Genomic DNA, 26,625 nt, shown 5'->3' with positions numbered 1-26,625 from the left:
ACCCGCACCCTCTGCACCCGTTGCCAGCTGGCGCACCTATCGCCGGCTGGTGCCCTGGCTCATGCCCTATCGCGCGCGGCTGGTCGGGGTGCTGCTGATCAGCTTGTGCGCGACTGCTGTTTCGCTGGTGCAGCCGTGGTTGTCGAAGCTGATGATCGATGATGCGCTGCTGCGTCACAATTTTACCGCACTGGTGCAGATCGCAGTGGCGGTGGTGGTGGCGACGGTGGCGGGCGCGGTGCTCAATATCCTGTCGTCCTATCGCTATGTCGCGCTGTCGGCGGCGATGCTGTTTGACATCCGTGTTGCGCTGCTGGCGCATCTGCAGCGGCTGAGCCCGCGTTTCTATGCGCGGTTCCGGCTGGGCGATCTGATGAGCCGGATCAACAGCGATGTCAGCGATGTGCAGCGCGCGGCGGGCGATACCCTGCTGGCCGTGCTGGGCAATGTGCTGTTTCTGATCGGCTCGCTGGGCATGATGGCCTGGCTCGACTGGCGGCTGTTTCTGGTGGGCACGGTGCTGGTGCCGGTGGCGACGCTGCTTTTTGTGGCACTGCAACGCCGGCTGGTCGACATTACGCGCACGATGCGCGAACGCGGCGCGGATCTCGGCAGTTTTCTCGTCGATACGGTGATGGGCATGCGCGTGGTCACTGCGCTGGGCGGCCAGGCGCACGAGGCGCGGCGCTTTGCCACGCGCAATCGCGCGTTTGTCGGGTCGATGTTGCAGATGCAGATGGCCTCGTTCCTCGCCGGGGCCTTGCCCGGTGCGGTGCTGGCGGTGTCGAGCGCGGCGGTCACGCTCTATGGCGGATGGCGCATTCTGTCGGGGGCGATGACGATCGGCACGCTCGTCGCGTTCATGGCCTATCAGTCGCGCCTGTTCGCACCGGTGCAGTCGTTGCTGGGGCTGTCGGCGGGGCTGGCGTCGACGCGGGTGGCGCTGGGGCGAATATTCGAACTGTTCGACACGGCCCCCGATGTGCTCGATCCCGCAACGCCGCGCGCGCTGCCGCCGGGGCCTTTGTCGATCGTGTTTGAAGGCGTGCATTTCCGCCATGATCGCGACGCGGTGCTGACCGGGGTCGATTGCACGATCCCGGCGGGCGCGATGGCGGCCATTCTGGGGGAAAGCGGCGCGGGCAAATCGACGCTGGCCGATCTGGTCGTGCGGTTTCGCGATCCCGATGCGGGCCGGGTGCTGATCGGCGGGATCGATGCGCGCGATCTGGCGCTGGCCGATCTGCGCCATGCGGTGGTGCTGATCGATCAGACGCCGTTTCTGTTCAATGCGACGATGGCCGAAAACATCGCCTTTGCCGTGGCGGGCGCGACCCCCGAGGCGATTGCCGATGCGGCGCGCGCGGCGGGCCTCGGCGATCTGGTCGCGCGGCTGCCGCAAGGGCTCGATACCCCGGTCGGCGAACGCGGGCAGGCGCTGTCGGCGGGCGAGCGCCAACGGATCGCGCTGGCCCGCGCGCTGTTGCGCCGCCCGGCGGTGCTGGTGCTCGATGAGCCGAGCGCGGCGCTCGATAGCGAGACCGAACGGCGCGTCGCGGCGGGCCTGCGCCAGGTCTTGCCCGATGCCACGATCCTGATCATCACGCACAAGCCCGCGCTGGCGGAGCTGGCCGACAGGGTGATCACGCTTGCCGACGGGCAGGCGCAGACCGAGCTGCGCAAGCGTGCCTGATCGCGTGCGCGTCGCGGTGATCGACAGCGGCGTCTATCCGACGCACCCGCATATCGTGCCCACCCGCCTGTTGCCCGGCGTGGCGATCGCCGCCGACGGCACGATCGATCATGGTGCAGACGCGACGCTCGATCGGCTGGGCCACGGCACGGCGGTCACCGCCGCGATCCAGGAACTGGCGCCTGAAGCGGACATCCTGCCGATCCGCGTGTTTCGCGATGGCCTGCGTGCCAGCGCGCGCGCCCTGACCAAGGCGATCGTCTGGGCGGCGGGGCAGGGGGCGCAGGTCATCAATTGCAGTCTGGGCACGATCAACCCGGCCCATGCCGCCTTGTTTGCCGAAGCGGTGGCCCGGGCGGGCAACGCGCGGATCGTGGCGCCCTGGACCGGGCCCGATGATGCGCCATGCTGGCCGGGGCAATGCGCCGGGGTGATCCGCGTCGGGCTCGACTGGGATCTGCCGCGCGGGGTGGTGCGGCTGGCCGATGGCCTGCACTACGCCTCGGGCTATCCCCGCCCGATCCCCGGTGTCGAACAACGCCGCAATCTCCACGGCATCAGCTTTGCCACGGCGCAAGTCAGCGGACTGTTCGCGGCCGAGCGCATGTTCTGAAAAAAATGCCCCCCGTGCCTTGGGCACGAGGGGCATCTGTATGCGATGGGCCGGGATCAGTACTTGTAGCCGAGCTTGATCCCGAAGAATTGCGGTTTGATCGGATAGCTTCGCGAGGAATTGGCGCAGAGCTGGATCGAACAGAACGTATTCTTTGACAGAATGCCGCGTTCGTCAAAGGCATTCTGGATGAACGCCTCGGCGGTCCACTTGTCCTTCTTGATCCCCGCCGAGAAGTCAAAGCTGGCAAAGCCCGCCGTATCGCCCAGCAGACTGTCATTGAGCGCGATCACGTCCGACGTGCTCGACGTCTGGTAGAACATGGTGCCCTGAACGAACGATTCGAGACCGCTAACCTGGAAGTTGTACCGTGCGGTCGTTTGCAGTTTCAGGCGCGGCTGGCGCGGCAGGCGCGTGCCCTTGGGGGCGGCAACGTCGGCAGAATTGGGGCAACTGGCCAACTGGGTGTAGTAGTTGTTGTTGGCATCAAGGTTGCAGATGTCCTTGGACAGGGCTGCGTCGTTGTACGCACCCGAAGCCGACAGCACGAGTTTGCCGAGCCGCCATTCGGCATCGAGTTCGGTGCCATAGACGCGGGCGGCGCCGGCGTTGAGCGTCAAAGTCGAGCCTTGCGTATTCGGCACGACGACGCCGAACTGCATGTTGTTCCATTTTTCGTAATAGATCGCGCCGTTGAAGCGGAAATTGTTGCCCCAGCGCGTCTTGAAGCCGAATTCAAAGTTGTCGAGCGTATCGGCCTGGTAATTCGGACGCGGCGTGCGGTTGCCGCCGCCCGGACGGAAACCGGTCGAGTATGTGACGTAAAGCATCTTGTCCGAAGCGGCCTGCCACGTCAGGCTGAGCTTGTGAGTCTCGCCGGTCTGGTGGAATGTCGTGTTGGTATTGATGCAGGTCAGGCGTGGGTTGCCTTCGAATTTTCCGTAGATGACCGTCGGATCGCTATTCCAGCAGCCCGCCTTTCTGGCCTGTTTCCATTCACCGCCAAACCCGACCGTACCATTGTCCGAGACATAATAGCGAACGCCGCCGGTCGCCTTGAGGTTGCTGAGGATGTTGATGCTGCCTTCGGCAAAGGCGGCGCCGTCCTTGTAGTGCTGGTCGGTTTCAACGAGGTATAGCACGTCGGGATTGAGTGTGGTGTTGATGGCCGGCGAAAAGCCCGTCCACGCACCAGTGCCCGTAGCCTGACCCAGGCCCTGAATGTAATAGTCGCCGTTGTTTTCGGCCTTCTGGAATTGATAGAAACCGCCCACGGTCAGGTCAAAGGGCCAGCTCTTGGGCACCGACAGGCGCACTTCCTGAGTAAACTTCTGCTGATGGATCAGGCTGTTATACTGCTGGGTCGGATCAATGACATTGCCGTTCTTGTCCAGAAACTTGGAATAGACGCCGTAATCAACCGGGTCTTTTTTGGCAAGATTGTCGTAAGTGACCGAATAATAGGTATAATCACTGGCATTGCGGATCTTGCGGTTGAAATAGCCGGTCGCCGAGACCAGGTCGAAATCGCCAATTTTGCCGTGGACGGTCAGCGCTGCCTGATACCAGCCGTCTTTGTCGTAGGTCGGGCGGAAGTCGTGGACCGCGAGATCGCCGATGCGCGGGTCGAAGTTGAACGAACCTTTCGCATCGAGATATTGGTATGTGAATTCAGGCGTGATCGTCCAGTCGTCCGAAGCCTGGATCGTTGCCGTCGCGCGGGTGCCATATTCGTCGACCGGGTTGTAGTTCTTGCCGGCAACGGCTGCGTTGTTGGTGGTATAGCCCGTGTACTGATAGGTCAGCGTGGCATAAGGGTTGTTGATATAGCCGCCATCGTGGCGATAGAATCCGACGAGGCGCACCGCAATCTTGTCGGTTACGGGCAGGTTGATGAAGCCTTCGATCATCCCGCCGGCATTGCCCTTGCCGTATTTGTTGGCCTGAACGTCAATGCCGCCCTCGACCACGCCGAGCTTGGCCTTGTTGGTGATGATGCGGATGGTGCCGGCCATCGAGCTTGAGCCGAACAGGGTGCCTTGCGGGCCGGAAAGCGCTTCGAGGCGCTCGACGTCATAGATGTGAACTTCGGGCAGGCGCCCGGCCGTGGTGATCGGGATTTCGTTGAGATACGTGCCGACGGTCGACGCGGCGCCGCCCGACGCGGTGATGCCGCGAAAGAACGGCTGGCTGCGACCGGGCCCGAGCGTCGAGAACGAGACCGACGGCAGCATGTTGGCAAAGTCGGCAAAGCTGACCACCTGATGCTGTTCCAGCTTGGCCGGGTCGATTGCCAGCATGCTGATGGCGACTTTTTGCACGCTTTCCGTCTTGTGCGTCGCGGTGACGACGATTTCGGTAAGGCCGGAGGAGGTGTCGCCTGCGGCTGCCGGTGCGCTCTCTTGCGCCGCGGCCAGCATCGGCCATGCCATGCCGGCCAGCGCCGTGGTTGCACCCAGTATTTTCAACAGTCGCGATCGGCGATCCGTTTGCATTTCCATTGCTTGCTTTCCCCCATGTCTATGCATGTCTCGTCGCTCTCATGCCGCAGTGCGGCATGAACGAAGGCCGGTCGTGTCGGCGCTGGCATCATTGATGGCAAAAGTCCCCCAATGCCGGAATCAAGGCACATGCCCCGGCATCGGGCGCGCTAGCGCCACATCAGCAATTGCGTTTGGTTCCCCTTGAACTTTCGCCGAATTTCACAAATACATGACGACCGTCCAAGGTTGATAATGGTGCAACGCGGCGCTGAGTCAACACCCTTGTCTGCGCCTTGTTTGACAAGGATTGTGGCGCTTCAAATCGGGATTCGGGCGATCGGCGACGGGCGCGTATCATGCGGTTGCGAAGGTGATTGAGGTGCAAAAAAGGCGGGAGGGGCGTGGGCCCATCCCGCCATGTTTTGGTGCAGGTCCGTGATCAGTACTTGTAGCCGACTTTCAATCCGAAAAACTGCGGCTTGGTCGGATAGCTGCGCGACGATCCCGAGCAATACTGGATCGAGCAGAACGTGTTTTTCGACAGGATGCCCCGGCTGTCGAAGGCGTTCTGAATGAATGCCTCGATCGAGAACTTGTCGATCGAAGTGCCTGCCGAAAAGTTGAAGGTGGTAAAGCCGCTGGTATCGCCCAGCAGTTGGTCGTTCGACACGTCGAGGTCTGACGTGCTGCCCGACTGATGAAAGACCTGCGCCTGGAAAAAGGCATTGGTCCGGGCCAGTTCAAAGTCATAGCGGGCGGTTGCGCTGCCCTTGAAGCGCGGCTGGCGCGGCAGGCGGGTGCCCTTGGCGGCGGCCATGTCGCCAGTTTGCGTCGCCGGGTCGAAGAGGACCGAGCAATTCGGAAGCTGGGTGAGGTCGGTTCTCGATGTCAATTCGCAGAACTTGGATGACAACGCCGCGTCGTTATAGGCGCCGTTCGCCGACAGGCTCAGCCCGTTGAACGGCTTCCATTCGACATCGCTTTCGATCCCGTAAACGCGCGCATTGCCGGCATTTACGGTCACCCCGGCGCCCTGATACCCCGGCGGGATCACGACATATTGTACGCCTTTCCACGCTTCGTAATAGATTGCGCCGTTCCAGCGCAGATTGCGGCCAAAGCTCGTTTTCCAGCCCATTTCGTAGTTGGCCAGCGTATCGGCCTTGTACGGCGCGGCATTTGACAAGCGGTTGCCCCCGCCGGGGCGGAAGCCTGTCGAATACGTGGCGTAGAGCATTTTCGAAGGCTCGAACTGCCAGGCCAGGCTGACCTTGTGCGTTTCGCCGGTCTGGTGATAGCCGACGTCGGTGTTGATGCAGCTCAGCCGGGATGGGTGGATGAACTTGCCGTACAGCACGCTCGAATCTTCGTTCCAGCAGCCACCGGTGCCATTTGCCTGATGGGCGTTGGGCGAGTCCGCGCTGCCCCAGGTGCCTGCAAAGCCATAAGTGCCGTTGTCCGATACGAAATAGCGGATGCCGCCGGTCGCTTTCAACGTGCTGGTCAGATTGACATTGCCTTCGGCGAAGGCTGCGCCATCCTTGAAGTGGCGATCTTCTTCGACGAGGTAATAGGCATTGGGGGTGTAGACCCCGCCCACCGCCGGAGAGAATGGCGGATACGTGTCCGGCACGCCGTTGTTTGTTGCGCTGCTCAGGCCCGGAATGTAATAGTTGTCGTCATAGCTCAGGCGCTGGTATTGATAAAATCCGCCTAATGTGACTTGGAATGGCCAGATTTTCGGGGTGCTCAGGCGTACTTCCTGGGTAAATTTCTTGTCATGCTCGTGGCCGTAGTATTGTTGCGTCGGGTTGATGTATTTTCCATTTTTGTCCGTAAAATTGGTGTAATAGCTTCCCACCTTGCCTTTGGCGACGAGTTGGTCATAGGTGACCGAATAATACGTGTAGTCATTGGCATTGGAATAGGTGCGTGAAAAATATCCGGTGGCCGAGACGATGTCGAAATCGCCGATCTTGCCCTGAATCGACAGTTCTGCCTGATACCAGTGATCGCGCAGCCAGGTCGGGCTGTAGTCATGGACGGCCAGATCGCCGACGCGCGGATCGTAATTGTACCCGCCTTTGGCATCGAGGTATTGATAGGTGATCTCGGGCGTGATCGTCCAGTCGGGCGCGACTTGCCAGGCGAGGGCGGCGCGACCGCCATATTCCTCATCGGGGTTGTAAGCGTTCTGGACCAGCGCCGCGTTGTCGAGCGTAATCGGCACCGACTGGTAATTGTAGACCCCGTGCGTGTTGTTGATGTAGCCGCCGGTCTTGTCGTAAAATGCCATCAGGCGGATCGCGACAGTGGGCGCGAGCGGCAGGTTGATAAAGCCTTCGATCTGGCCCCCGGCGTTGCCTTTGCCCCATTTGTTGGCTTCGACATCGATGCCGGCTTCGATCTTGTCGAACTTGGGCTTGTTGGTGATGATGCGGATCGTGCCGGCGAGCGAACTGGCGCCGAACAGCGTGCCTTGCGGACCCGAAAGCGCCTCGACGCGCTCGACGTCATAGATATGGACTTCGGGGTTCGATCCGGTCGAGGTGATCGGAATGTCGTCAAGATAGGTGCCGACGGTCGAGGCCTGGCCGCCGCTGACCGAAATGCCGCGAAAAAACGGTTCGCTGCGTCCGGGCCCGAGCGTTTCGAACGAAACCGACGGCAGCATCTGCGCATAGTCGGCAAAGTTGGAAACGTGGTTCTGTTCGAGCTTGGCGGAATCGAGCGCCTGAAGGCTGATCGGAACCTTTTGCAGGCTTTCCGACTTGTGCGTCGCGGTCACCACGATTTCGGTGATGCCCGAACTTGTCGCCGGTTGCGGCGCGGTGTCGGGCGCTTCGCCGGCGCGGGCGATGGTGGGGGCCAATGCGGCAAGGCCGGTCAGCATGGTCGAAGCCAGGATCATGGAGGCCCGGCCATGCGCCCGCCGGATTTGCTGCGTCCGGATTTGCCGGAAATGTGTTTGGCTCATTCTGCGCACCCCATGTTTGCCCGGCCTCTTGGCCGTGGCGTATCCGACACGTTTGGAGGTCCGCGAAAATCCCCAGCCGGCTGGCTGATTTTCGCGCACGACCGGCTCAATGGCCTGCCTCGCAAAGGCCTGTTTCGAGGCGGCAAACGGCTTTTGTATTGGGGGCAGCCGCATTGAGGTTGCCCGTCCGGAATTCAATCTGGCAGTGATCGTTTCGCAGTCAACGACCTTGCTCGCAGGTGCGTAAAAAGGGTGGCGGGACATACGATCGGCATAAGGCGCGCAGGACTCGACAAGCTGCACCAGATGCCGCAGGACTTGACGCAATCAGGCGCAATCAAGACGGGTCGTCGCAATCGATCGATCCGAAGGCAGGAGCATACAAGCCATGGCTGGACCCAATGCGGCAGGAGAAACCACCGTTTCCCTCGATGCTGCATTAGCTCATGCTGCAGCCCTGCGGGGCCGCGATCCGCGCATGGCGCTGGAGCAGGTGCGCGAAATTCTGCGCGTCGTGCCCGGCCATCCGCAGGCGCTGCTGATCGAGGGGCAAGCGCTGCACATGCTCGGCGATCTGCCGGCGGCGCGCATGGTGCTGACGCGGCTGATGGCCGAACAGCCGCGTTCGGCGCTGACCGCGTTCGAGCTGGCCTTGACGCATGGGGGGCTGGGCGAACACGATCTGGCAGTCGACGCGCTGGAGCGCACGGTCGCGTTGAAGCCCGATTTCCTGCCTGCCTGGCACGTGCTGCCGGTCGCCTTGCGCGCCGCCGGGCGCGAGCGGGAGGCGCGCAAGGCCGATGTCCGCGGCGTGGCGGCATCGGCGCGCGATCCGATGCTGGTCAAGGCGGCGGTGGCCATGCACGAGGCCAAGGACAGCGGGGATTTCACGCCGGTCGAAGCCATGCTTGACGAGCGCGTGCGCCTGATGCCGCGCGATGCGGCGGCGCTGCGTCTGCGCGGCGAAGTGGCCTGGCGGCAGGGCAAGCTGGACGAGGCGATGGACCTGCTCAACCGGACGCTGGAGATTGCGCCGGGGTTTACCGCCGCGCGCGAATTGCTCGTGCGGATCATGCAGATGGGGCCCGATGTTGCGGGCGCGCTGGTCCATGCCACCGAACTGCTCGATGACGAGCCGGACAATGTCGGCCACGCGCTGCTCAAGGCTTCGCTGCAAGTGCGGCTGGGCGAACAGGACGCTGCTGCCGAAATCTATCGCGCGCTCGTCGCGCGCGGCATCAAGAATCCCCGTATCTGGCTCAATCTTGGCCATGTCGACAAGACGCTGGGCAATCAGGCTGATGCGATCGCCGCCTATCGCAACGCGCTGGCGCTCGATCCGGCGCTGGGCGAGGCATGGTGGAGCCTTGCCAATCTCAAGACCGTGCATCTGACTGCCGAAGACATCGCCGCCATGCTCGGCGCCGAAGCGAATGTCGAAGACGACGAACAGGCGAGCCAGCTGCAATTCGCGCTGGGCAAGGCCTATGAAGACGCGGGCGACGCCGCCAAAAGCTTTGCCCATTACGAGCGGGCCAACGCGTTGCGGCGCAAGGATGTCGATTACGAGGAAGCGCGCATCCTCGGCGGGGCGCAGGAACACGCCGCGCTGTTCACCGCGCCGTTTCTGGCCAGCCGGGCCGGGCAGGGGTGTCCGGCCAATGATCCGATTTTCATCGTCGGCCTGCCGCGCGCGGGATCGACGCTGGTCGAACAGATCCTGTCGAGCCATTCGCAGATCGAAGGCACGATGGAGCTGCCCGATCTGATGATGATCGGCGACCGGCTCCATTCGCGTGTCGAAGACGGCGAATTCGCCAGCTTTTCCGACGTGGTGCGCTCGCTCCCCGCCGCCGATCTGGCGCGGCTGGGCGAAGAATACCTCGATCGCACGCGCGTCCACCGCAAAGAGGGCAAGCCGCGCTTCATCGACAAGATGCCCAACAACTGGATGTATGTCGGGCTGATCCGCCTGATCCTGCCCAATGCGACGATCATCGATGCGCGGCGCCATCCGATGGGATGCTGCTTTTCCGGGTGGAAGCAGTTTTTCGCGCGGGGCCAGTTGTTTACTTATGATCTTGCGGAAATCGGCCGGTACTATCGCGGCTATGTGGCGCAAATGGCCGCGTTTGACCGCGAAGCCCCCGGCGCAGTGCATCGCGTGATCTACGAACGCATGGTCGCCGACACCGAAGGCGAAGTGCGCCGCCTGCTCGATCACGTCGGCGTGCCGTTCGAAGAAGAGTGCCTGTCCTTTTACCGCAACCGCCGCGCCGTCCGCACCGCCAGCTCGGAACAAGTGCGCCAACCGATCTTCACCGGCGGCGTCGACCACTGGAAACAGTTCGAACCCTACCTCGGCCCCTTGCGCGATGCGCTGGGCTCGGTCGAGACGGCCTATCCGGACGTTCCGGCGGATCTGGTCTGACTCGAGCGCGGGGCGATGGGGCGTCTTGCCGGCGCGCTATTGGAGTGAGTGGAATTGGGGACGGACGGGAAAGGCTGCTGTCAGCAGGGAATGGCAATTGCTGTCGTTCATTCAAGTCTTGCGCGACACCGGATTGAAGGCGTAAAATAAGAATACCACTCCTCGAATTTTCCTGACCAGATGATCTCTATAATCTTGGAAAGGCCGATGGTCGATCAATTGCCGCAATGTCGGCACAAATCGCATTAGCAATTTCAAAAACTTTTGAACGAACAATTTTTGTCCGTCACGCCATTAAAAGTAAAAGATCTCTTTTTGCTTGAGTTGAACATTACAACTGGACCATCGTCCTGATCAGATTGATAAAAATAACTTCCGCCATCAGCAGGGTATTTTTTTCCTTTATAATATATGAAAACTTTATCGTGATCGTAACCCTCGATCATCAAATTTCCATACTTCTTAAAGTTACAAACATATCTCCACTCTAGTCCGTCAGGTGCTCTTGCATAAGAAAAATCGCATATAGAAAAAAATAATAAAACTAGAATTATTTTGCGAAATTTAATATTATTTGACATAATGAGTCGCCTATTTATTCGAAATATTACTATTGAGGCAATTGAATGCTGTATGCTTGAGGTTTGAACCTTTGAAGCGATGGAACCGTTCCGTGTACGTGTATCGCGTTTCCACGGCCAAATACCGGCCCGTCAAGCGCCCTAATCCAGGCGATGTTGTTTGGACTGGAAAAGTTTGGGTTGGCATAATTCAGGTTTTCGCCAACAGAGGATGGAGTTCCGTTGGCGCGGTCCCGAAGATATGAATCCACGAGGTCGCTGACATTGGGCTTGACCCAATTATCCGGTATTTCCTCAACAGATGAATGTGGTCCAATTCGATCCTTACCAGTCCAAGCTATGGGTCCGTTAATATCAGAAAACTGCTTTCTCGCATCAACAACATCAAAAACATTTCCTCCCCAATGCCCTGATGATACACGATTAAGTATCGTATCTATGATGCCATACGCCTGTTGATTCCCCGCACTTCTGACCCATTCTGTCTGAAGAGTTTTTTTTAAATTCGTTATGTCTTCTCTTGAAAGAATAAGAGTGTTGTCTGTCTTCCCGGGGTTTGCTTTGGCTATCGCTGCGGCCGTTGTCATAGGCGCCGTTACAACAATTTCATTGTTGCTGTCCGTGGGCAGCGCCGCTGACGCCTGCCCTTGCTGCGAATTCGAGCCATCGATTGTGCTCTGTGACACGGCGGCGGGCGCATCTGCGTCCTTTGCAGTAAGCGAGGCAGGGCCGGTTGGGTTCGGCGCAGCCGCACTTTCGGGCGGCGCGGCCTCATTTGCAACGCCCTGCCGAGCGCTAGCCCCATCCGCGACAGCATTCCCGGTGGTATCACCATCCAAGCCAGGCGCCCAACCGGGACCAACAAGATGCGCGATCCCGGCGATCCGCCCATATTTCGCGGCGAAGGCCTGGGCTTCTGCGATTGGCGCAGCAAGCAGAGCACCAGCCCCTGCATTTTGCGCATCACGCGCCTTTGCCGTCAAATCGGCATCGGGCTCCCAGCGATACTGGTCGATCCTTGGCGTTCGATACAATACCCCTACTTCATTGGTCACGTGGTTCCAGGCGAGCACATCCTGCTTGGAAGGGTCCGGTTCGCTTGCGGCAGTGCCATCCGCAGGCGCACTTGTGGCTGTGCTTTCACTGACCGGCGTTCCTGCAGCGTTCACATCCGCAGGCTGGGCCACAGGTGTTTCGGAAGCATCAGCACCGGTGCCTGCTGCATCGATCACCTGTTGTGCAAGCGCGCGTTGCGCCGCCAATGTCGTGCCGCGCGCAATGCCCCACTTGAGATCGTTCATGGCGGCAAAGCTGTCGTTGTGTCCCCAAATCGGGCGCGGCGTAAACACTCCGGCCATCAAGTTGGCGATACGCGCGGGGATCGGTCCCGTACCTGGGTAGGGAGGCGTCGGGTCATCCGTTGATGAAATGATCGGAGAGGCCCCCGTGCCGGGACCATTTGCGCCCACATCGCCTGCGTCGGGCACGCGCGCCGATGGATTGCCTGCGGCAGGCGAAGACAGCGACGGGTCGTATGGCGGCACGGTCAATCCACTCACGTCAGGGGTGAAAGGCATTGGCGGATCAGATGACCACATCGGAATTTCCTTTGCAAGGCGGCGCAACACCCTGCTGCAACCGACAAAGAAAATTGGATCGCGCAGGACCACACTTCGCCCTGTTTCGAATTCGCGTGGGTCGCATATCGGCAGATACTCAGGGAGCTGGCCCTTAGTTCGCGCAGTACCCTGTAGTCGGCCATTCCGGCCACCGGAGAAGCAGAACGGGGCATTCAGACCTTGACCCCGCCGTGCATGAACGACACCCCTGGAATGCTGGCCAAGAGGTCGGACCAAAACGTCCTTTGAAACCCCGTGACATTTGGGCGATTCGCTTCTTCCTCGATGAGCACAAGCGAATGCGAGATCGCGCGCTGTTCGATCTCGCCATCGACAGCAAACTACGCGGCGGATTGGCGATCTCGTGAGCGGGGGATCTGTGCGAAACCGCGCTACCGTTATTCCACAGAAGACCGGCAGGCCGGTGCAATTCGGAATCATGACCGAAGCGCGCAACAGCCTGGCGATCTGGCTGGCGAGGCGGGGTGGTTCGCTGCGCGATTTTGTCTTTCCCAGTCGCGTGGACTACCTCGGTCATCTCAGTACCCGCCAATATGCGCGACTGCTCGATGAGTGGGTCTCGGCGGTCGGCCTGGACAAACGTGAATATGGAACACATTCCATGCGGCGAACGAAAGCTGCGCTGATCTACAAGGCGACTGGGAACCTGCGCGCCATCCAGATTCTGTTGGGTCACACCAACATTGAGAACACCGTGCGTTATCTCGGTGTCGACATCGATGACGCTGTCCGAGCGAACGGAGCGCTGATCAATTGCTGGCCCATTGCACTGTCGGTGGGCCGACAATCACATCGTGAACCAACGACGGCTTACATCGACGTGAACGGCCAGCTTAAAGGTCAGCTTTTAGGGCGGCAGCCGACCGTTTTGACGCCGGGGCCTGTTCCTATTACGGACGGCGGCATGATTGTCCTTCTTTCGCCTGCAAAGACGCTCGACTTTGAGCGCGCTCTCCCGCCGCTGGAGGCCACACGGCCGCATTTCGCCGAGGAGGCGCGTGGGCTTGCCAAGGCGGCGGCGGACTTGTCAGCGCAGCAGTTGGCGAGCCTGATGCATATCTCGCTGCGGCTTGCCGAGCTGAATGCTGGGCGTTTTCGGGACTTTGACAGTTTGCCCGAGCGGGCGGCGCTGTTTGCCTTTGCCGGGGACGTGTACACCGGGTTTGAGGCGCATACGCTGGACGAGGCGGGGGTTGCCTTTGCGCAGGACCATGTGCGGATGTTGTCGGGGCTTTATGGGCTGCTCCGGCCGCTCGACGCGATCCGGCCATACCGGCTGGAAATGGGTACGCGTTGGGCGCCGGGGCACACAAAACTGACTGACTGGTGGGGGGCGCGTATTGCCGAACTGCTGCTTGGGCAGTTGGCCGACGAGGGATCGGGCGTGGTGCTCAATCTCGCCAGCTTGGAATATTTCGCTGCCGTCAAAGGCAAGCTGAGCGGCGCGCGCATCATCGAGGTCGAATTTCGCGAGCCCGGCCCGGATGGGCCGCGCTTCGTCAGCTTTCATGCAAAGCGCGCGCGCGGCATGATGGCGCGCTGGCTGTGCGAGCATCATATTACCGACATCGATGCGATGCGTGGTTTCGACAGCGACGGCTATCGCTTCGATGCGAGCCAGAGCGAGGCCGATCGCTGGCGGTTTACCCGCGCATGAGCGGCTCGGGAAAGGGTTCCGCCGTCGTCATCGGGGCATCCGGCGGGATCGGCGGCGCATTCGAGGCGGCGCTGATCGAGGAAGGCGCGTTCGATGCCGTTTACGGCTTCGCCCGGTCGCGGGGCGGGGCGCAGCATCTCGATCTGACTGACGAGGCGAGCATCGCGGCAGCCGCCGCCATCGTGGGCAAGGGGGCGCCTCCGACGCTGGTGATTGTCGCGACGGGGCTGCTCCATGCAGGCGGCCACGGGCCCGAAAAGGCGTTGCGCGAGCTCGACCCGGCCTGGCTCGCACAAGTCTATGCCGTCAATGCGATCGGCCCTGCGCTCGTGGCGAAACATTTTCTGCCGATCATGCCCAAGGCCGCGCGCACGGTCTTTGCCGCGCTTTCGGCGCGCGTGGGATCGATCAGCGATAACCAGCTTGGCGGGTGGTACGGCTACCGCGCGTCAAAGGCGGCGCTGAACATGCTGGTGCGCAACCTCGCTATCGAGGAACGCCGCCGCAACGCCCGCGCGATCGTCGTCGCGCTGCACCCCGGTACGGTCGACACCGCGCTGTCCCGCCCGTTTCAAGGCCAGGTTCAGCCCGGGCGGCTGTTCGACGCCGAACGGGCCGCGCTGCAATTGCTCGATGTGATCGAAGACCTGAAAGGGCCCGACAGCGGCAGGCTGTTTGACTTCGAGGGCAAGGAAATCGCATTTTGACTGCGTCAAGCGACGGCGCCGCCTGAGCTGCACCCTGCAAAAAAAGGGTTCATCGCGGATTTGCGGGATGAGTTTGTCAACTTTGTCACCCCGGACTTGATCCCTACGGCATTCACACATTCCACTTTTGTTCATCAATTCCCGCGAAGGCGGGAATCCAGAATTCGACGTATGATCAAGACGTCAGGCTGACTGGATTCCCGCCTTCGCGGGAATGACGATGGTTTATACCTCATTGATTTCACGGTATAAATTTCGTGAGCCGTGATGTGTGAATGCCGTAGGGATCAAATCCGCGATGAATCAAAAAATAGGGGGAACCAAAAAATGGGGGCCAACTTGCGTTGGCCCCCATTGTCATCCGCGTCTGCCATTCGGCAACCGTACAGTCTGCAACCATGCGTTTGGGCGCATTCCCCGCCGAGGGGGCGGGGCGGTCGCGACCGGTCGGACGGGCTTCCCCGCGGGGCAAGGCCATCTGGCCGGGTGCCGTCGTTGCGTGATGCCCTTCTTGCTGAGGCAAGGTGGCAGGCATGCGCGCCGCTTCGGCGGATGGTTTCCTTCGCCCCTCATCCTTGCGGCATGATCCCTTGCGGGGCTCTGCCTGTAGCACCGCTCCTTTACCGCGCGCCGGCTGACGCGCGATGAAAGACGGATTCCCACGGGCAGCGTGGGGAAGGTGCGGACACTGCCCTTATGCCGACATTCGGGCGCACTTCATTCCATTCGGCGCGGAGCGGGTCCGCGTCGGCCGGGCGCATGCAAGCCACGCTTTTCGTGTCGGTATTCGGTTCGCATCCTTACGGCGGCCTTGCCCATGACGCACCGTCCCTGCCCGAGCAGCCGCGAGCGCTCGTGCCGGTATGGCATGCCGACAGGGTTCGGATAACCGTTCCAAGGCCGGGAATTTCGCTTACCGATCAAGCGCTTCGGCCGATCATTCGGCGATATTTCCAGTCTCGATGAAGAGAAGCTGCGCCTCTGTTCCGAGTCGATCAAGTGAAATTTTTCGAACTTATCCACAGGTCGCGATCTTGGCGGTGGACAATCGGGCAAGCCTTTGGCGGTGTGTCAAAAAACAAAAAAGGAGGGCGCAAAACGCCCCCCTTTCATGTCCGGAATGCGTTTGCGCTTAGCGGTCGCGCTGGGCGAGCAGGCGCAGGCGCAGGGCGTTGAGCTTGATGAAGCCTGCCGCGTCTTTTTGATCATAGGCGCCGGCGTCGTCTTCAAAGGTGACGTGGCGTTCGGAATAGAGGCTGTCGGGCGATTTGCGTCCGACGACAGTGGCCTGGCCTTTGTAGAGCTTCAGCCGCACGGTCCCGTTTACCTTGATCTGCGAATGGTCGATCGCGGCCTGCAGCATTTCGCGCTCGGGGGCGTACCAGAACCCGTTGTAGATCAGTTCCGCATACTTGGGCATCAGCTCGTCTTTGAGATGCGCCGCGCCGCGATCGAGCGTGATCGATTCAATCCCGCGATGCGCGACGGCATAGATCGTGCCGCCGGGCGTTTCGTACATGCCGCGGCTCTTCATCCCGACGAAGCGGTTTTCGACGAGGTCGAGCCGCCCGATGCCATGCTTGCGACCATATTCGTTGAGCGTGGTGAGCAGTGTTGCCGGGCTTTGCGCCACGCCGTTGATCGCGACGCCATCGCCCTTTTCAAAGTCGATGGTGATATATTCCGGCTCGTCCGGCGCGTCTTCGGGATTGACCGTGCGCGAATAGACATAGTCGGGGACTTCGGCCCACGGGTCTTCGAGCACTTTGCCTTCGGACGAGGTGTGCAGGAGATTGGCGTCGGTCGAAAACGGGCTTTCGCCAAGCTTGTCCCTGGGCACCGGGATCTGATGCGCCTGGGCCCATTCGATCAGCGCGGTACGGCTGGTCAGATCCCATTCGCGCCAGGGGGCGATGACCTTGATGCCCGGTTCGAGCGCATAGGCCGACAGTTCGAAGCGGACCTGATCGTTGCCTTTGCCGGTGGCGCCGTGCGAGACGGCATCGGCGCCGGTTTCGCGCGCGATCTCGATCAGCCGCTTGGAAATCAGCGGGCGCGCGATCGACGTGCCGAGCAGGTAATCGCCTTCATAGCGGGCATTGGCGCGCATCATCGGAAAGACGAAATCGCGCACGAATTCTTCGCGCAAGTCGTCGATATAGATGTGTTCCGGTTTGATCCCGAGCAGTTCCGCCTTGGCGCGCGCGGGCTCAAGCTCTTCACCCTGGCCGAGGTCGGCGGTGAAAGTCACCACTTCGCAATTGTAGGTGACCTGAAGCCACTTGAGGATGACGGAAGTGTCGAGCCCGCCGGAATAGGCAAGGACGACCCGCTTGATATCGGACATGTGCGATTCCCTCATGAATCGGGGCAGAAATAGGCGTGGGCGCGCGTATCAGGCGACGCCGGTCGACGCAACCGCCCGGCTGCCGATCACCCGGCGGCGGAGCGCGGGCAACTGCGTCGCGAGCGTCGCGGCGCGAAAGCCATAGCTGATCAACAGCGCCAGCCAAACCCCGCTGTCGCCAAACGGGCGCAAGACATAATCGCAGGCGAGATAGCCCATCGTCGAGACCAGCGCCGCATTGCGCAAGGCGCGCCCCTGCGTCGCGCCGATGAACACCCCGTCGAGCAGCCAGCTCGGCGCGCCGACCAGCGGGGCGAGGGCGGCAAAGGGCAGAAAGGCGAGCGCGGTCTGGCGGACATGCGGATCGGTGGTGATCGCGGCAACGCCCCAGGGCCCGCCCGCCAGAAACAGCGCCGACAGCAGCGCACCGCCCGCCAGCGAAAATTCCGCCGTCAGCCGCAAGGCCCGATCGAACGCTGCCGCCGAGCCGCCGCCGATGGCATGGCCGATGCGTTCTTCGGCCGTCAGCGCAATGGCATCGAGCATGAACGCGGCAATCGCGATGAATTGAAACAGCACATGGTTCGCCGCGAGCGTCACTGCGCCGAGCCGAGCCCCGGCGCTGGCAAACCAGGTAAACAGGATCAGCAGCGCCACCGTCCGGATCATCACATCGCGGTTTACCACGAACAGCCGCGCCAGCCGATCGCGCGCGAGCACGACGCCAAGGCCCGTGCGCGCCAGCAAGGCCCGCGGCCGCGCGCCGCCGGGGCCGATCGCCAGCGCCAGCCCGATCGCCAGCGCCGCCCATTCCGCCGCTGCCGTGCCCAGCCCGACGCCGCGCGCGCCCATGCCGAAATGCCACACCAGCGTGACATCGAGCGCGACATTGATCGCGTTCATGGCCAGTTGCAGCACCAGCGCCAGCCGCGTCTGCCTCCGCCCGATCAACCAGCCGTTGACCGCAAACCCGGCAAGCGAGGCTGGCGCGCCATAGAACCGCGCGGCGACAAATGCCCGCGCCGGCCCCGCCACCGCGCCGCCTGCCGGCAAGGCGACAAAGCCCAGAGCCATGATCGGCCCGGTCAGCGCGAGCAGCAGCGCCCCGATGGCGAGCCCCAGCACGACCCCGCGCACGAGCAAGGCATCGCCTTCGTCCGCATCGCCCGCGCCCGCCGCTTGCGCCACCAGACCCGAAATCCCCATGCGCAAAAAGCCGAAGCTCCAGAACACGAGATCGATGATCGCCGCCCCCAGCGCCACGCCCGCCAGCGCCGCAGCATCATCCATCCGCCCGATCACCATGGTATCGACCAGCCCGACCAGCGGCACCGACGCCTGCCCGATCATGATCGGCCAGGCCTGCGCGATCACCGCGCGCCGGGTGAGCGGGCGTTCGGTGTGATGGACGTGATGCGGGGCAGGATCGCTCATGCCCCCGTCCATCGGGGGACGTCGCGGCCAAGGCAAGATCTTATCGGCCGCTCTCCGCGACAGTCGCAGGCGGAACCGGCCACGGGGCACATTACCGATCCTATCGCTCGGATCTTGCCGTACTCTGGGTGACCACGGTCAGGCTTTCGGGCGGGAGCGTTATCGAAAGCCGCGCGCCTTTCAGGCGCGACAGGCGCGGCGGATCGCTGCGCAAGGGGTGGCTGTCGGCGCCGTCATCCTTCCACGCATATTGCGCGGGGCCATATTGCATGAAACGGGCCGGGCCATGCATCGCACTGATCTGCCTGCCCCGGTTTCTTGTCAGGAGTTGCACCGTGAACGGCTTGGTCGGGCTTCGGTTGATCAGCAGCACGCCGAGGCGGTGGTCGGGGCGGCGCACGGCATAACTCATGACCCATTCGTCCCGGCTCCCTTTCACGCGCGCGCCTTTCACGATACTGGGCAACAGTTCATGACGACCGCCGCCCGGCACCAGCCAGTCCCTGGTGATAAGATGCGCTGCCTCGAAGCTGGGCATCGGCTGAACGGCCTGACCGTTGCCGTCTGCGGTGTAGAGCATCATGTTGCCAAAGCCGCTGCACGGCTGGCTTTCATTCATCGGCAGGTCCGGCCCATAGCCGTACATATAAACGGCCCCGCCGCCCGCATCGAGAAACTGGCCGATAATGTCCGCCATCAGCAAGGCACTGGGCATTTCGGCCATGGCGCGCCCGGCAAAGGCCGAGAAGCCGTACTCGGAAATGACCCAGGGAATATGACGCGGCACCCCGTCGGCTGCAATTCGTGCGAGCGCCGCCCGCATCAGCCGGTTTTCCTCCAGCAGCTTGGCATGAATATCGCCGCAGATGTCGTCGAACGGGAAATGTTCGAACGAAAAGAAGCCCAGATCGCCCATCCGCCCGCGCGCCTTCAGATAGCGCATGAAATGGCTGTTCCATGAGTGATCGGGATCGGCATCCAGCTCCAGATCGGTAAACGCGCTTTGCAGGCTCGGCCCGCCAAACGTGATTCCGGGATTATCCGGCTTCAACTGGTCGACCAGCGCGAGATAGAGCGCGCCATAATCGGCCGCTTCGCCATATTGCCCGTCGGGTTCCTCGCCCAATTCGACCTGACGAACCGGATAGCCGCGCCGACGGACGTATCGCGTCTCAGCCACGGCATTGTCGGGCGTGTCGTACAACAGGCCGATCGGCAGCAGTATCGGCCGACCGTTGCCCAATCCGTCGGCAAAGATGCGGTCCAGTCCGGGCTGTTCGGTATCGTCATCGCGGTCCTCTTCCCGGTGCCACGGGTCGGTCGAGGAAACGCGCGCGAAAGTCTGGTTTTCTCCGGACGGGAGATGGTGGATCAGGTCGATCAGGTGCCCATCGGGTCCGGCCTGGCCCAGCGCAATCTCGCGCACGGCAAAGCCCGCCTTGTCACGCCAGTCGCCGCCGCCGCCGGGCATCGCCGTGTGCGATCCCTGTTTGAGCAGCACGCGCACAAACTTCGCCGTGATCGGGTGATCGGTCAGCCGCAGTGTCTCTGTTCCGCCTTTGCCGCGAGCGTGTCGTTGCAGCGGAAAGGTAGTCCAGGTTGCCGTGTCGTCGTATTCATCATCGCTGGTCCAATACTGGACTTCGTATTGCACGGCGTAGGGATCGGCCCAGGCAATCCTGATGGTATCGATCGGCGCCATCGCATCGAGCCGCACGACCAGCCATTGCCAATGCGGCTGGCCATCAAGGACATGGGTCGGATCGAGATAGGGGTTCGACTTCCAGAAACTGCTTTCGTCACCGTCGGTCAGCCGCGAGTAGTCCTCGTCATTGGCCTGATCGGTGGTGTCTCCCCGCCTCGGCAGCCGATAGCCCCAGGACAGCCGGATCGGCGGCCCGAGCGCGTCGCTCGATGTCCAGTAGCCCTGTTTGTGAACCGGGTCGCTCCATTGGCCGACGGGGTTCCAGTGCCACGCCTCGATGCCCAATTCCGTCCGCAGCCGATAGATGGAGGACTGCAGGCCCGACGCTTTCACGGCGGCGATGTTGCCGGGCGTCAGCAGCCTGTCGCTGTCGCCGGCCCTGACGCCGTCGATCCCGATGCCCAGCGCCTCTGCCGGGTCGAAGATGCGGTGTTTGCCGGAGGCCAGATCAACGATCACTTGCGCCCGATTGCTGTCCTTCGTTTCGGCCCGGGCATCCCCGGGGAGCAGGGCCAGGCCGATGGCGCAGCCGAGCATGCGGCGCCCCCTGACGCGGGCCGTGCCGTGACCGATCGACCCGGCACTCAATTGTGCGGTTGGGGTGCTGAGGTTGGCTGCGCGTGGGGATGGTCCCAGTGGCTGGCGGCGTTGTCGTTGGGGTTTTTGTGCTTGTCTGTATTGGAATGGCCGGGCTGGGCCTGCGGGCCGCGATCCGGCGCGGGCATTGGTGCAGAGGCGTGGCGATTGGGGTGCGTTTCTGCCGCTGCGGCGGGATGCGCAGGCAGAGTGCGAGCAGGGAGGGCATGCGTGGGGCGGGGGGCTGCGGGGCGAGGCAGGTTCTGATGAGACGGGGCAGGCGCCTGCGGATTCACGCTTGCCCGTGGTTGCGCGGCAATCGGGGCAACGGCGTGATGCGGCAACGGGGGCTGGCGAGCAGGCATCACTGCCCTGTATGGCGCGGGCTGCATCGGCGCCGGGTTCTGCCGTTGCGGCTGGGGTTGCGGGCGATTGGCAAAGGCGCCTTGTCGGGGCTGGGCTGCAGGCGGCGCGTACTGGTTCTGTCGGTCGCCGGAATAGTTGCCCCCGGAATGGTTGCCTGACGTGATGATGGCCGTGCCGACGACGGCGGCTCCGATCGCGACGGCATAGGCGGCGCGGCGGTCCTGTTCGGGCTGCCAGGTTGCGCTTTCGCCCTGCTGATGCTGATCGTGCCACGTCTGCCAATCGGAATCGCGTGACCGTGCTGCGTTCCAGCGTTGTTGCTGCTGGAACAGATTCTCGCGGCGCGCCTGCCAATCGTCGGCATAGGCCGCCTGTCGCTGACTATATTGCGCGGCGTGATAGATCGCGCGCGACCGATCGTAGTAGCGGGCCGCGTTTGCTGCCCGCTGCTGTGCATAGCTGTCGGAAAGGGGGGCTCCATCCGGGCCGTAAAGACCGACCAGATTGTCCCCGTCATAGGCATATCCGCCATCGGGATCGGTAATGTAGAATGGCCGATCGGCGCCGCGTTCATAATAATAGGTGCGCTGCCCGCCGGGCAATTGTTCGACCATGCGATAGCTGCCGTCGTCCGAACGCCATACCCACGGTCTGGTGCCATCATAGCTGACGGTATAATCGGGCGGTGTATCGCCAAAGGCGCGGCTCATCGCATAGGCGCGGTCGGTATATCCATAGCGCGTCCGGTCATGCCTGAGGCCGACGTGGATGGGCTTTGCGACCGGCGGGAGCGCGGCTGCCGACGGGGCATAGGCGATCGGTGCCGCAGGTGTCGTTGCCAGGGGAAGTGCGGCAATCGGGGGAGCCGTCGCCGGCTGATCGCTGGCCGAAGCGCTTTCGTTCGCGCCGGGCTTTTGACAGGCGCTCAGGCTCAAGGCGAGTATGCAGGCCGTCATGGCTGTTCGCGATGCGGTAGAGCGAAATGTCGGCATGGATTTTCCAATGTGTTGTGGCGATTATGACCGTTACCGTGCAGGAAAATCCGTGAACCGGGCCTGAGGTGGCCAGTCATTGGGCATTAACCTGGCCCCCTTTGTGGCGTAGATGTTCACCACTGAACGGGGCGGTCATATCGGCTTTCGCCAAGTATACTGGGGCCTATACCGGGGCCGGCAGTCCCGCGGCAGCTTCGGAAAATACGCAGAACCAACGTGCAGCTTCTCACAGGTGCGCGCAGGCCTGTCGCTATTGGTTTTTTATCCTGAAATGCCTGCCGACTCGGCGTGTCTGTCGTTGATGGTCGTTTGCGGGCGATGGATCATCGGTCCAAAGCCCGATATTCCCGAGTTCCGGCGCATATTTCCCCGGTAAATCCGTACTTTTCGTCAAACCTGCATACATCGCTGCGATCTGGTGCTAGGGGGCCCGATTGAACATTCCCCAAAATTGCGAGCCCTATGCCTTTTCCCCCGCTTCCATTGCCGATTTCCGAAGCCCTGACCGAACAGGGATATGCCGAACCAACGCCGGTGCAGGCCGCCGTGCTGGCCCCCGAGGCGCAGGGGCGTGACCTTCTGGTTTCTGCGCAGACCGGCTCTGGCAAGACGGTCGCCTTTGGGCTGGCGATGGCCGATGCGATTCTTTCCGCCGACATGGGCCCCGCTGCGCGCGCGCCGGTCGCTCTGGTGATTGCGCCGACGCGCGAACTGGCGCTGCAGGTCAGCCGCGAATTGATGTGGCTGTTTGCCAAGGCCGGGGTGCGGATCACGACTTGTGTCGGCGGCATGGATGCCTCGCGCGAACGGCGTGCGCTCTATCAGGGGACGCAGATCGTCGTGGGTACGCCCGGACGCTTGCGCGATCACCTTGAACACGGCGCGCTCGACTTGTCGTCGTTGCGCTATGTCGTGCTCGATGAAGCCGACGAAATGCTCGACATGGGCTTTCGCGAAGATCTTGAGGAAATCCTCGAAGCGACGCCGGGCGATCGCCGCTCGCTGCTGTTTTCGGCCACGATGCCCAAGCCGATCGTCGCGCTGGCCAAGCGTTATCAGCAAGACGCGCTGCGCATTTCGACTGTCAGCGAAACCCCCGGTCACGGCGATATTTCGTATCAGGCGGTGGCGGTTTCGCCTGCCGATATCGAAAACGCGGTGATCAACCTCTTGCGCTTTCACGAGGCGGAGACCGCGATCCTGTTTTGCGCGACGCGCGACAATGTTCGCCATCTCCATTCCTCTCTCACCGAGCGCGGCTTTGCCGCTGTCGCCTTGTCGGGCGAACACAGTCAAAAGGAACGCAACGCCGCTTTGCAGGCCTTGCGTGACGGGCGCGCGCGGATTTGCGTGGCGACCGACGTCGCGGCGCGGGGGATCGATATTCCTTCGCTGAGCCTCGTCATCCATGTCGAAACGCCGCGCGATGCCGAAGTGCTTCAGCACCGCTCGGGCCGTACCGGGCGCGCCGGGCGCAAGGGCGTGGCCGTGTTGATCGTGCCCTATCCGCGCCGTCGCCGGGTCGAGGGCATGTTACGCATGGCGCGCGTTCAGGCCGAATGGGTGCCGGTGCCTTCGGCCGAAGCGATTCGCGAACGCGATCGCGAGCGGATGCTGGCCGATCTGGTCAAGCCGGTCGAGGCAAGCGATGCCGACCGCGCGCTGGCCGAACAGATCGTCGACAAGATGAGCCCGCTGGACCTCGCGCTCGCGCTGGTTCAGGCGCGCAAGCACGGCATTCCCGAGCCCGAAGACCTGATCGAGCAGTCGTCGGGCGATGGCCCGGTACGCCCCGAACGGCGCGCAGGGTTTGAAGACGTGGCCTGGTTCCGCATGGACATCGGGCGACGCCAGAATGCCGATCCGCGCTGGATCCTGCCGCTGCTGTGTCGGCGCGGGCATATTACGCGCAACGAGATCGGGGCGATCCGCATTGCCGCCAACGAGACCTATTTTCAGGTTCCCACGGCGGTCGAGGCGAAATTCCGCGCTGCGTTGAAGCGCACCGGAACGCCGGGCAGCGAAGACGAAAACGGCATCACCATCGAGCCTTCGCTCGAAGCGCCGCAGGATGGCGGCAATGACGGCCCGCGCCAGCCCCGCGACAATTCGGCGCCCCGGCGGCGCGGCCCCAATGCCGGACCCAATTCCGGTCCCAGGGGCGGGGCCAATGGCGGCCCCGGTGGCGGGCGCCCGACTCTGCATCGCAAAGGCGCGCCGCCCCGGCGCCGGGACTGATTTTTCGGGAATTGGACTCAAGGCGCGCGGCGTTAAAGGCGCCCGCGTGCCGTTCAATCGGCTTGGCGGGCCGAGAGCATTTCGTGCTCCCGCTTCTTTCGGAGCATGATGAATGACGGCGCACCACCACGTTTCTCTGTCGGGCCGCTGCTTGCATGGCTGAGCGGATCTTGGGGCAGGCGCGCGCCGACAGGGCTTTGCGGCGAGGCGGAGGCGACTCTGCGGCGCTGGATACCGCACATGCGGCGATGGCGGCGGGCTGCCGCTTCTTGATCGTGCGCGGGCTGACCGTGCAGGGGCCAGAGTCGGCCATTCGCCCCAATATCCGCCTGCGCCGGGTGGGCAATTGCCTCAATGAACTCGATCGCTTTCTGTCGGTGCTGATCACGGAATGCGTTCGTGCGGCGGGCCTGGCCCCGGATGGCCCCGCAGACGGAGCGGATGATTTTCCGCGTCGCCTGGATACCGCGCGCCGCTTGCGCCGGATCGAGGCGCATTGCGGATATTTTTCCGCCGCGACGACGCGGTTGCGCGCCATCGGGCGTATTCGGGAAATGGCCTGCGGCGATGGCCTGCTGCGTCCCGGCGCCTGGTTGGAACGCGATATGGCAGTGGCCACGGCAGGCGCGGAATTCGTGCCGGGACAGCCGACAAAAGCGCCTGAAATCAGCGACCAAGCCCTTGCCGCGATCGCCGAATTTTATGTCTCGATCGCCGATCGACTGCACGTGTTCTTTGCGGCCACTGCGGCAGAGGCTTGACTTTTCGGGATTGTGGTTCCATATAGACAAGTGCTCACGTCGCCTGCGACGGAATTTGACGCCTACCATCGGCTCTCCTTCCTCTCTCACGCTACCCGGCTCCATCCGCGCTGTTGCGGGTGGGTTTTTTGTTTTCGTGATAAGGAAACGTTTCATGCCTATTGGTGTCGTTAAATTCTTCAATGCCGACAAGGGCTATGGCTTCATCGCGCCGATCGACGGCGGCAATGACAGTTTCGTCCACATCAGCGTCGTTCAGAAGGCGGGTCTCGCCACTCTGAACAAGGACCAGCGTCTGAGCTATGACATCGAAACCGATCGTCGTGGCAAGCAGTCGGCTGTCAATCTGGTCGAGGCCTGATTGCATGGTTCGCCGGGGTTCCTTCGGGATCTTCGGCGAACTGCACGGCGCGGCGGTGGATTTATCCTCGGCGTACCGGCCCGTGTCTGGCCTGTTTGAGCCGCTCGCCGCGTGATCGCGGGCCGGGCACGGGAATATTCTGTATTTACCCGTCTTGTAAGGTTCAGGCCATGGTTTGTTTGATACGAACCTGGCCCCACGCCGAACCCTGTTTCAGGGCTTAGGCCGATCCGGCGCTCCCAAAGTTGCCATGACTCGCCAGAGTTACCATGCTCCCGGGCCCCGACGATCCCATTCCTACCCAATATCGCGCGGTTACAGCGCACGATTTTCGTAAAGTTCCAAGAATAGTCTCATGCATTTTTCATCAAATAATTTTCGTTCGATTTCAAATAATCCCGCAATTTTTGCATCGCCTGCCCTGGGCAGGGGATTCGCTTCCAGCCCGACGCGCCATGCCACGCCCCAGGGCGGCACGCTGTCCCGGGCCGAATTGCAGCGGATCGTCGCCGACATGGTCGGCTGAATGCGCTGATCTCCGGCATGGGCCGGACAATGAAAGGAAAAGTTCATGTCCGGCACCAGTGAATTCTATCTGGCCTGTGCGGCGCAAAGCCTGCGCGATGCCGATGCCAGCACGTTGACCAATGTGCGCGATCGGTGCCTGCGTTCGGCAGCGTCATGGCAAGCCATGGCCGTTCGCGCCGCAGAGATCGAAGCCAACCGCCGCGCCCGCGAAAAACGCGCGCCGGACGCCGTGGCCGATCTCGGCGACCCTGTTTCCAGTTGATCGAATGCCTTGGGCCCGGTGCCCAAGGCGGCCGTTCGGCAGGGACAGATCTTCGGCACTGGCATCGCCGCACTCGGCAGCGTGGACAAATTCGAGCCGCTGCTTGATGCGAAGTCGTATGGCCGGAGTCGCCCCAGTTGCTGTCATTAAGAGGCAATGGGCAAACCCATAAAAGTCGCCATTCCCCCTCGCGATAAAAATTCGGTCCGAATACAGTTATTTCCCTCCGTCCGGGGCGCTATGATGCTTTGATGCGCATCAAATGACGAG

Annotated in this window: 18 protein-coding genes and 1 pseudogene; 10 read left to right on the top strand and 9 right to left on the bottom strand. The window is 62.2% G+C overall.

Annotated features, from left to right (window positions below; all coding sequences use genetic code 11):
• Positions 1-61 precede the first annotated feature (61 nt).
• Together AQZ50_RS17375 and AQZ50_RS17370 are read left to right on the top strand one after the other, a co-directional pair.
• Entirely contained in the window at positions 62-1,693 is a 1,632-nt protein-coding gene (locus tag AQZ50_RS17375; RefSeq protein WP_082703754.1) for an ABC transporter ATP-binding protein, read from the top strand.
• A complete protein-coding gene (locus tag AQZ50_RS17370) occupies positions 1,686-2,306 on the top strand; it encodes a S8 family serine peptidase (protein ID WP_067748211.1) in 621 nt (206 codons plus the stop codon). Before AQZ50_RS17375 ends, AQZ50_RS17370 begins: the two co-directional genes overlap by 8 nt.
• 56 nt (positions 2,307-2,362) lie before the next feature.
• Here AQZ50_RS17370 and AQZ50_RS17365 read toward each other — a convergent pair whose 3' ends face one another.
• Positions 2,363-4,807 (bottom strand): TonB-dependent receptor, encoded by a 2,445-nt coding sequence (locus AQZ50_RS17365; protein ID WP_231730381.1) that lies wholly within the window; start codon positions 4,805-4,807, stop codon positions 2,363-2,365.
• 421 nt (positions 4,808-5,228) lie between these two features.
• Positions 5,229-7,700 carry a TonB-dependent receptor gene (locus AQZ50_RS17360; protein WP_156427421.1) on the bottom strand — a complete coding sequence of 824 codons (2,472 nt, stop codon included), beginning with the start codon at positions 7,698-7,700 and terminating at the stop codon, positions 5,229-5,231.
• Between the two features lie 454 nt (positions 7,701-8,154).
• Here AQZ50_RS17360 and AQZ50_RS17355 point away from each other — a divergent pair, with 454 nt between their 5' ends.
• A complete protein-coding gene (locus tag AQZ50_RS17355; protein ID WP_067748209.1) occupies positions 8,155-10,197 on the top strand; it encodes a tetratricopeptide repeat-containing sulfotransferase family protein in 2,043 nt (680 codons plus the stop codon).
• 254 nt (positions 10,198-10,451) lie between these two features.
• Here the strand turns inward: AQZ50_RS17355 and AQZ50_RS20590 are convergent, their stop codons facing one another.
• Positions 10,452-10,643, bottom strand: a complete 192-nt coding sequence (locus tag AQZ50_RS20590; RefSeq protein ID WP_156427420.1) for a hypothetical protein — start codon at positions 10,641-10,643, stop codon at positions 10,452-10,454.
• Positions 10,644-10,807: 164 nt separating this feature from the next.
• Positions 10,808-12,448: a hypothetical protein gene (locus tag AQZ50_RS20585; RefSeq protein WP_156427419.1), complete on the bottom strand. Its 1,641-nt coding sequence runs from the start codon at positions 12,446-12,448 to the stop codon at positions 10,808-10,810.
• A gap of 140 nt (positions 12,449-12,588) precedes the next feature.
• On the opposite strand from AQZ50_RS20585, the pseudogene AQZ50_RS17350 reads away from it, so the two are divergent.
• From AQZ50_RS17350 to AQZ50_RS17340, 3 genes and pseudogenes are all read left to right on the top strand, one after another.
• A pseudogene (locus AQZ50_RS17350) lies at positions 12,589-13,148 on the top strand (tyrosine-type recombinase/integrase); the annotation flags it as partial.
• 174 nt (positions 13,149-13,322) lie between these two features.
• A complete protein-coding gene (gene yaaA, locus AQZ50_RS17345; RefSeq protein WP_067748272.1) occupies positions 13,323-14,075 on the top strand; it encodes a peroxide stress protein YaaA in 753 nt (250 codons plus the stop codon).
• A complete protein-coding gene (locus AQZ50_RS17340) occupies positions 14,072-14,782 on the top strand; it encodes an SDR family NAD(P)-dependent oxidoreductase (RefSeq protein ID WP_067748207.1) in 711 nt (236 codons plus the stop codon). Before yaaA ends, AQZ50_RS17340 begins: the two co-directional genes overlap by 4 nt.
• A 1,132-nt stretch (positions 14,783-15,914) precedes the next feature.
• Here AQZ50_RS17340 and AQZ50_RS17335 read toward each other — a convergent pair.
• The 4 genes from AQZ50_RS17335 to AQZ50_RS17320 all read right to left on the bottom strand — a co-directional run bounded on the left by AQZ50_RS17335 (position 15,915) and on the right by AQZ50_RS17320 (position 22,166).
• Positions 15,915-17,129 (bottom strand): argininosuccinate synthase, encoded by a 1,215-nt coding sequence (locus tag AQZ50_RS17335; protein ID WP_067748205.1) that lies wholly within the window; start codon positions 17,127-17,129, stop codon positions 15,915-15,917.
• Positions 17,130-17,177: 48 nt separating this feature from the next.
• Positions 17,178-18,563 (bottom strand): MATE family efflux transporter, encoded by a 1,386-nt coding sequence (locus AQZ50_RS17330; RefSeq protein ID WP_231730380.1) that lies wholly within the window; start codon positions 18,561-18,563, stop codon positions 17,178-17,180.
• A 100-nt stretch (positions 18,564-18,663) separates the two neighbouring features.
• Positions 18,664-20,805, bottom strand: coding sequence for a discoidin domain-containing protein (locus AQZ50_RS17325; RefSeq protein WP_067748201.1), 2,142 nt, complete (start codon positions 20,803-20,805; stop codon positions 18,664-18,666).
• A 47-nt stretch (positions 20,806-20,852) separates the two neighbouring features.
• Positions 20,853-22,166, bottom strand: coding sequence for a hypothetical protein (locus AQZ50_RS17320; protein ID WP_067748199.1), 1,314 nt, complete (start codon positions 22,164-22,166; stop codon positions 20,853-20,855).
• Between the two features lie 501 nt (positions 22,167-22,667).
• On the opposite strand from AQZ50_RS17320, the gene AQZ50_RS17315 reads away from it, so the two are divergent.
• The 3 genes from AQZ50_RS17315 (at position 22,668) to AQZ50_RS17305 (ending at position 25,565) form a co-directional block, all read left to right on the top strand.
• Positions 22,668-24,443: a DEAD/DEAH box helicase gene (locus tag AQZ50_RS17315; RefSeq protein ID WP_067748197.1), complete on the top strand. Its 1,776-nt coding sequence runs from the start codon at positions 22,668-22,670 to the stop codon at positions 24,441-24,443.
• Between the two features lie 155 nt (positions 24,444-24,598).
• A complete protein-coding gene (locus tag AQZ50_RS17310; RefSeq protein WP_231730379.1) occupies positions 24,599-25,204 on the top strand; it encodes a hypothetical protein in 606 nt (201 codons plus the stop codon).
• A 154-nt stretch (positions 25,205-25,358) separates the two neighbouring features.
• Positions 25,359-25,565: a cold-shock protein gene (locus AQZ50_RS17305; RefSeq protein WP_067748190.1), complete on the top strand. Its 207-nt coding sequence runs from the start codon at positions 25,359-25,361 to the stop codon at positions 25,563-25,565.
• A 315-nt stretch (positions 25,566-25,880) separates the two neighbouring features.
• Here the strand turns inward: AQZ50_RS17305 and AQZ50_RS17300 are convergent, their stop codons facing one another.
• Positions 25,881-26,138: a hypothetical protein gene (locus AQZ50_RS17300; protein ID WP_067748188.1), complete on the bottom strand. Its 258-nt coding sequence runs from the start codon at positions 26,136-26,138 to the stop codon at positions 25,881-25,883.
• Between AQZ50_RS17300 and AQZ50_RS17295 the strand changes: the two genes are divergently transcribed.
• Positions 26,137-26,355, top strand: a complete 219-nt coding sequence (locus AQZ50_RS17295) for a hypothetical protein (RefSeq protein WP_067748187.1) — start codon at positions 26,137-26,139, stop codon at positions 26,353-26,355. The genes AQZ50_RS17300 and AQZ50_RS17295 overlap by 2 nt on opposite strands.
• Positions 26,356-26,625 lie beyond the last annotated feature (270 nt).

Source organism: Novosphingobium sp. Fuku2-ISO-50 (genome assembly GCF_001519055.1).
Classification (GTDB): domain Bacteria; phylum Pseudomonadota; class Alphaproteobacteria; order Sphingomonadales; family Sphingomonadaceae; genus Novosphingobium.
The sequence above is the reverse complement of the archived record's forward strand: the minus strand, read 5'-3'. Positions and strand labels throughout refer to the sequence as shown.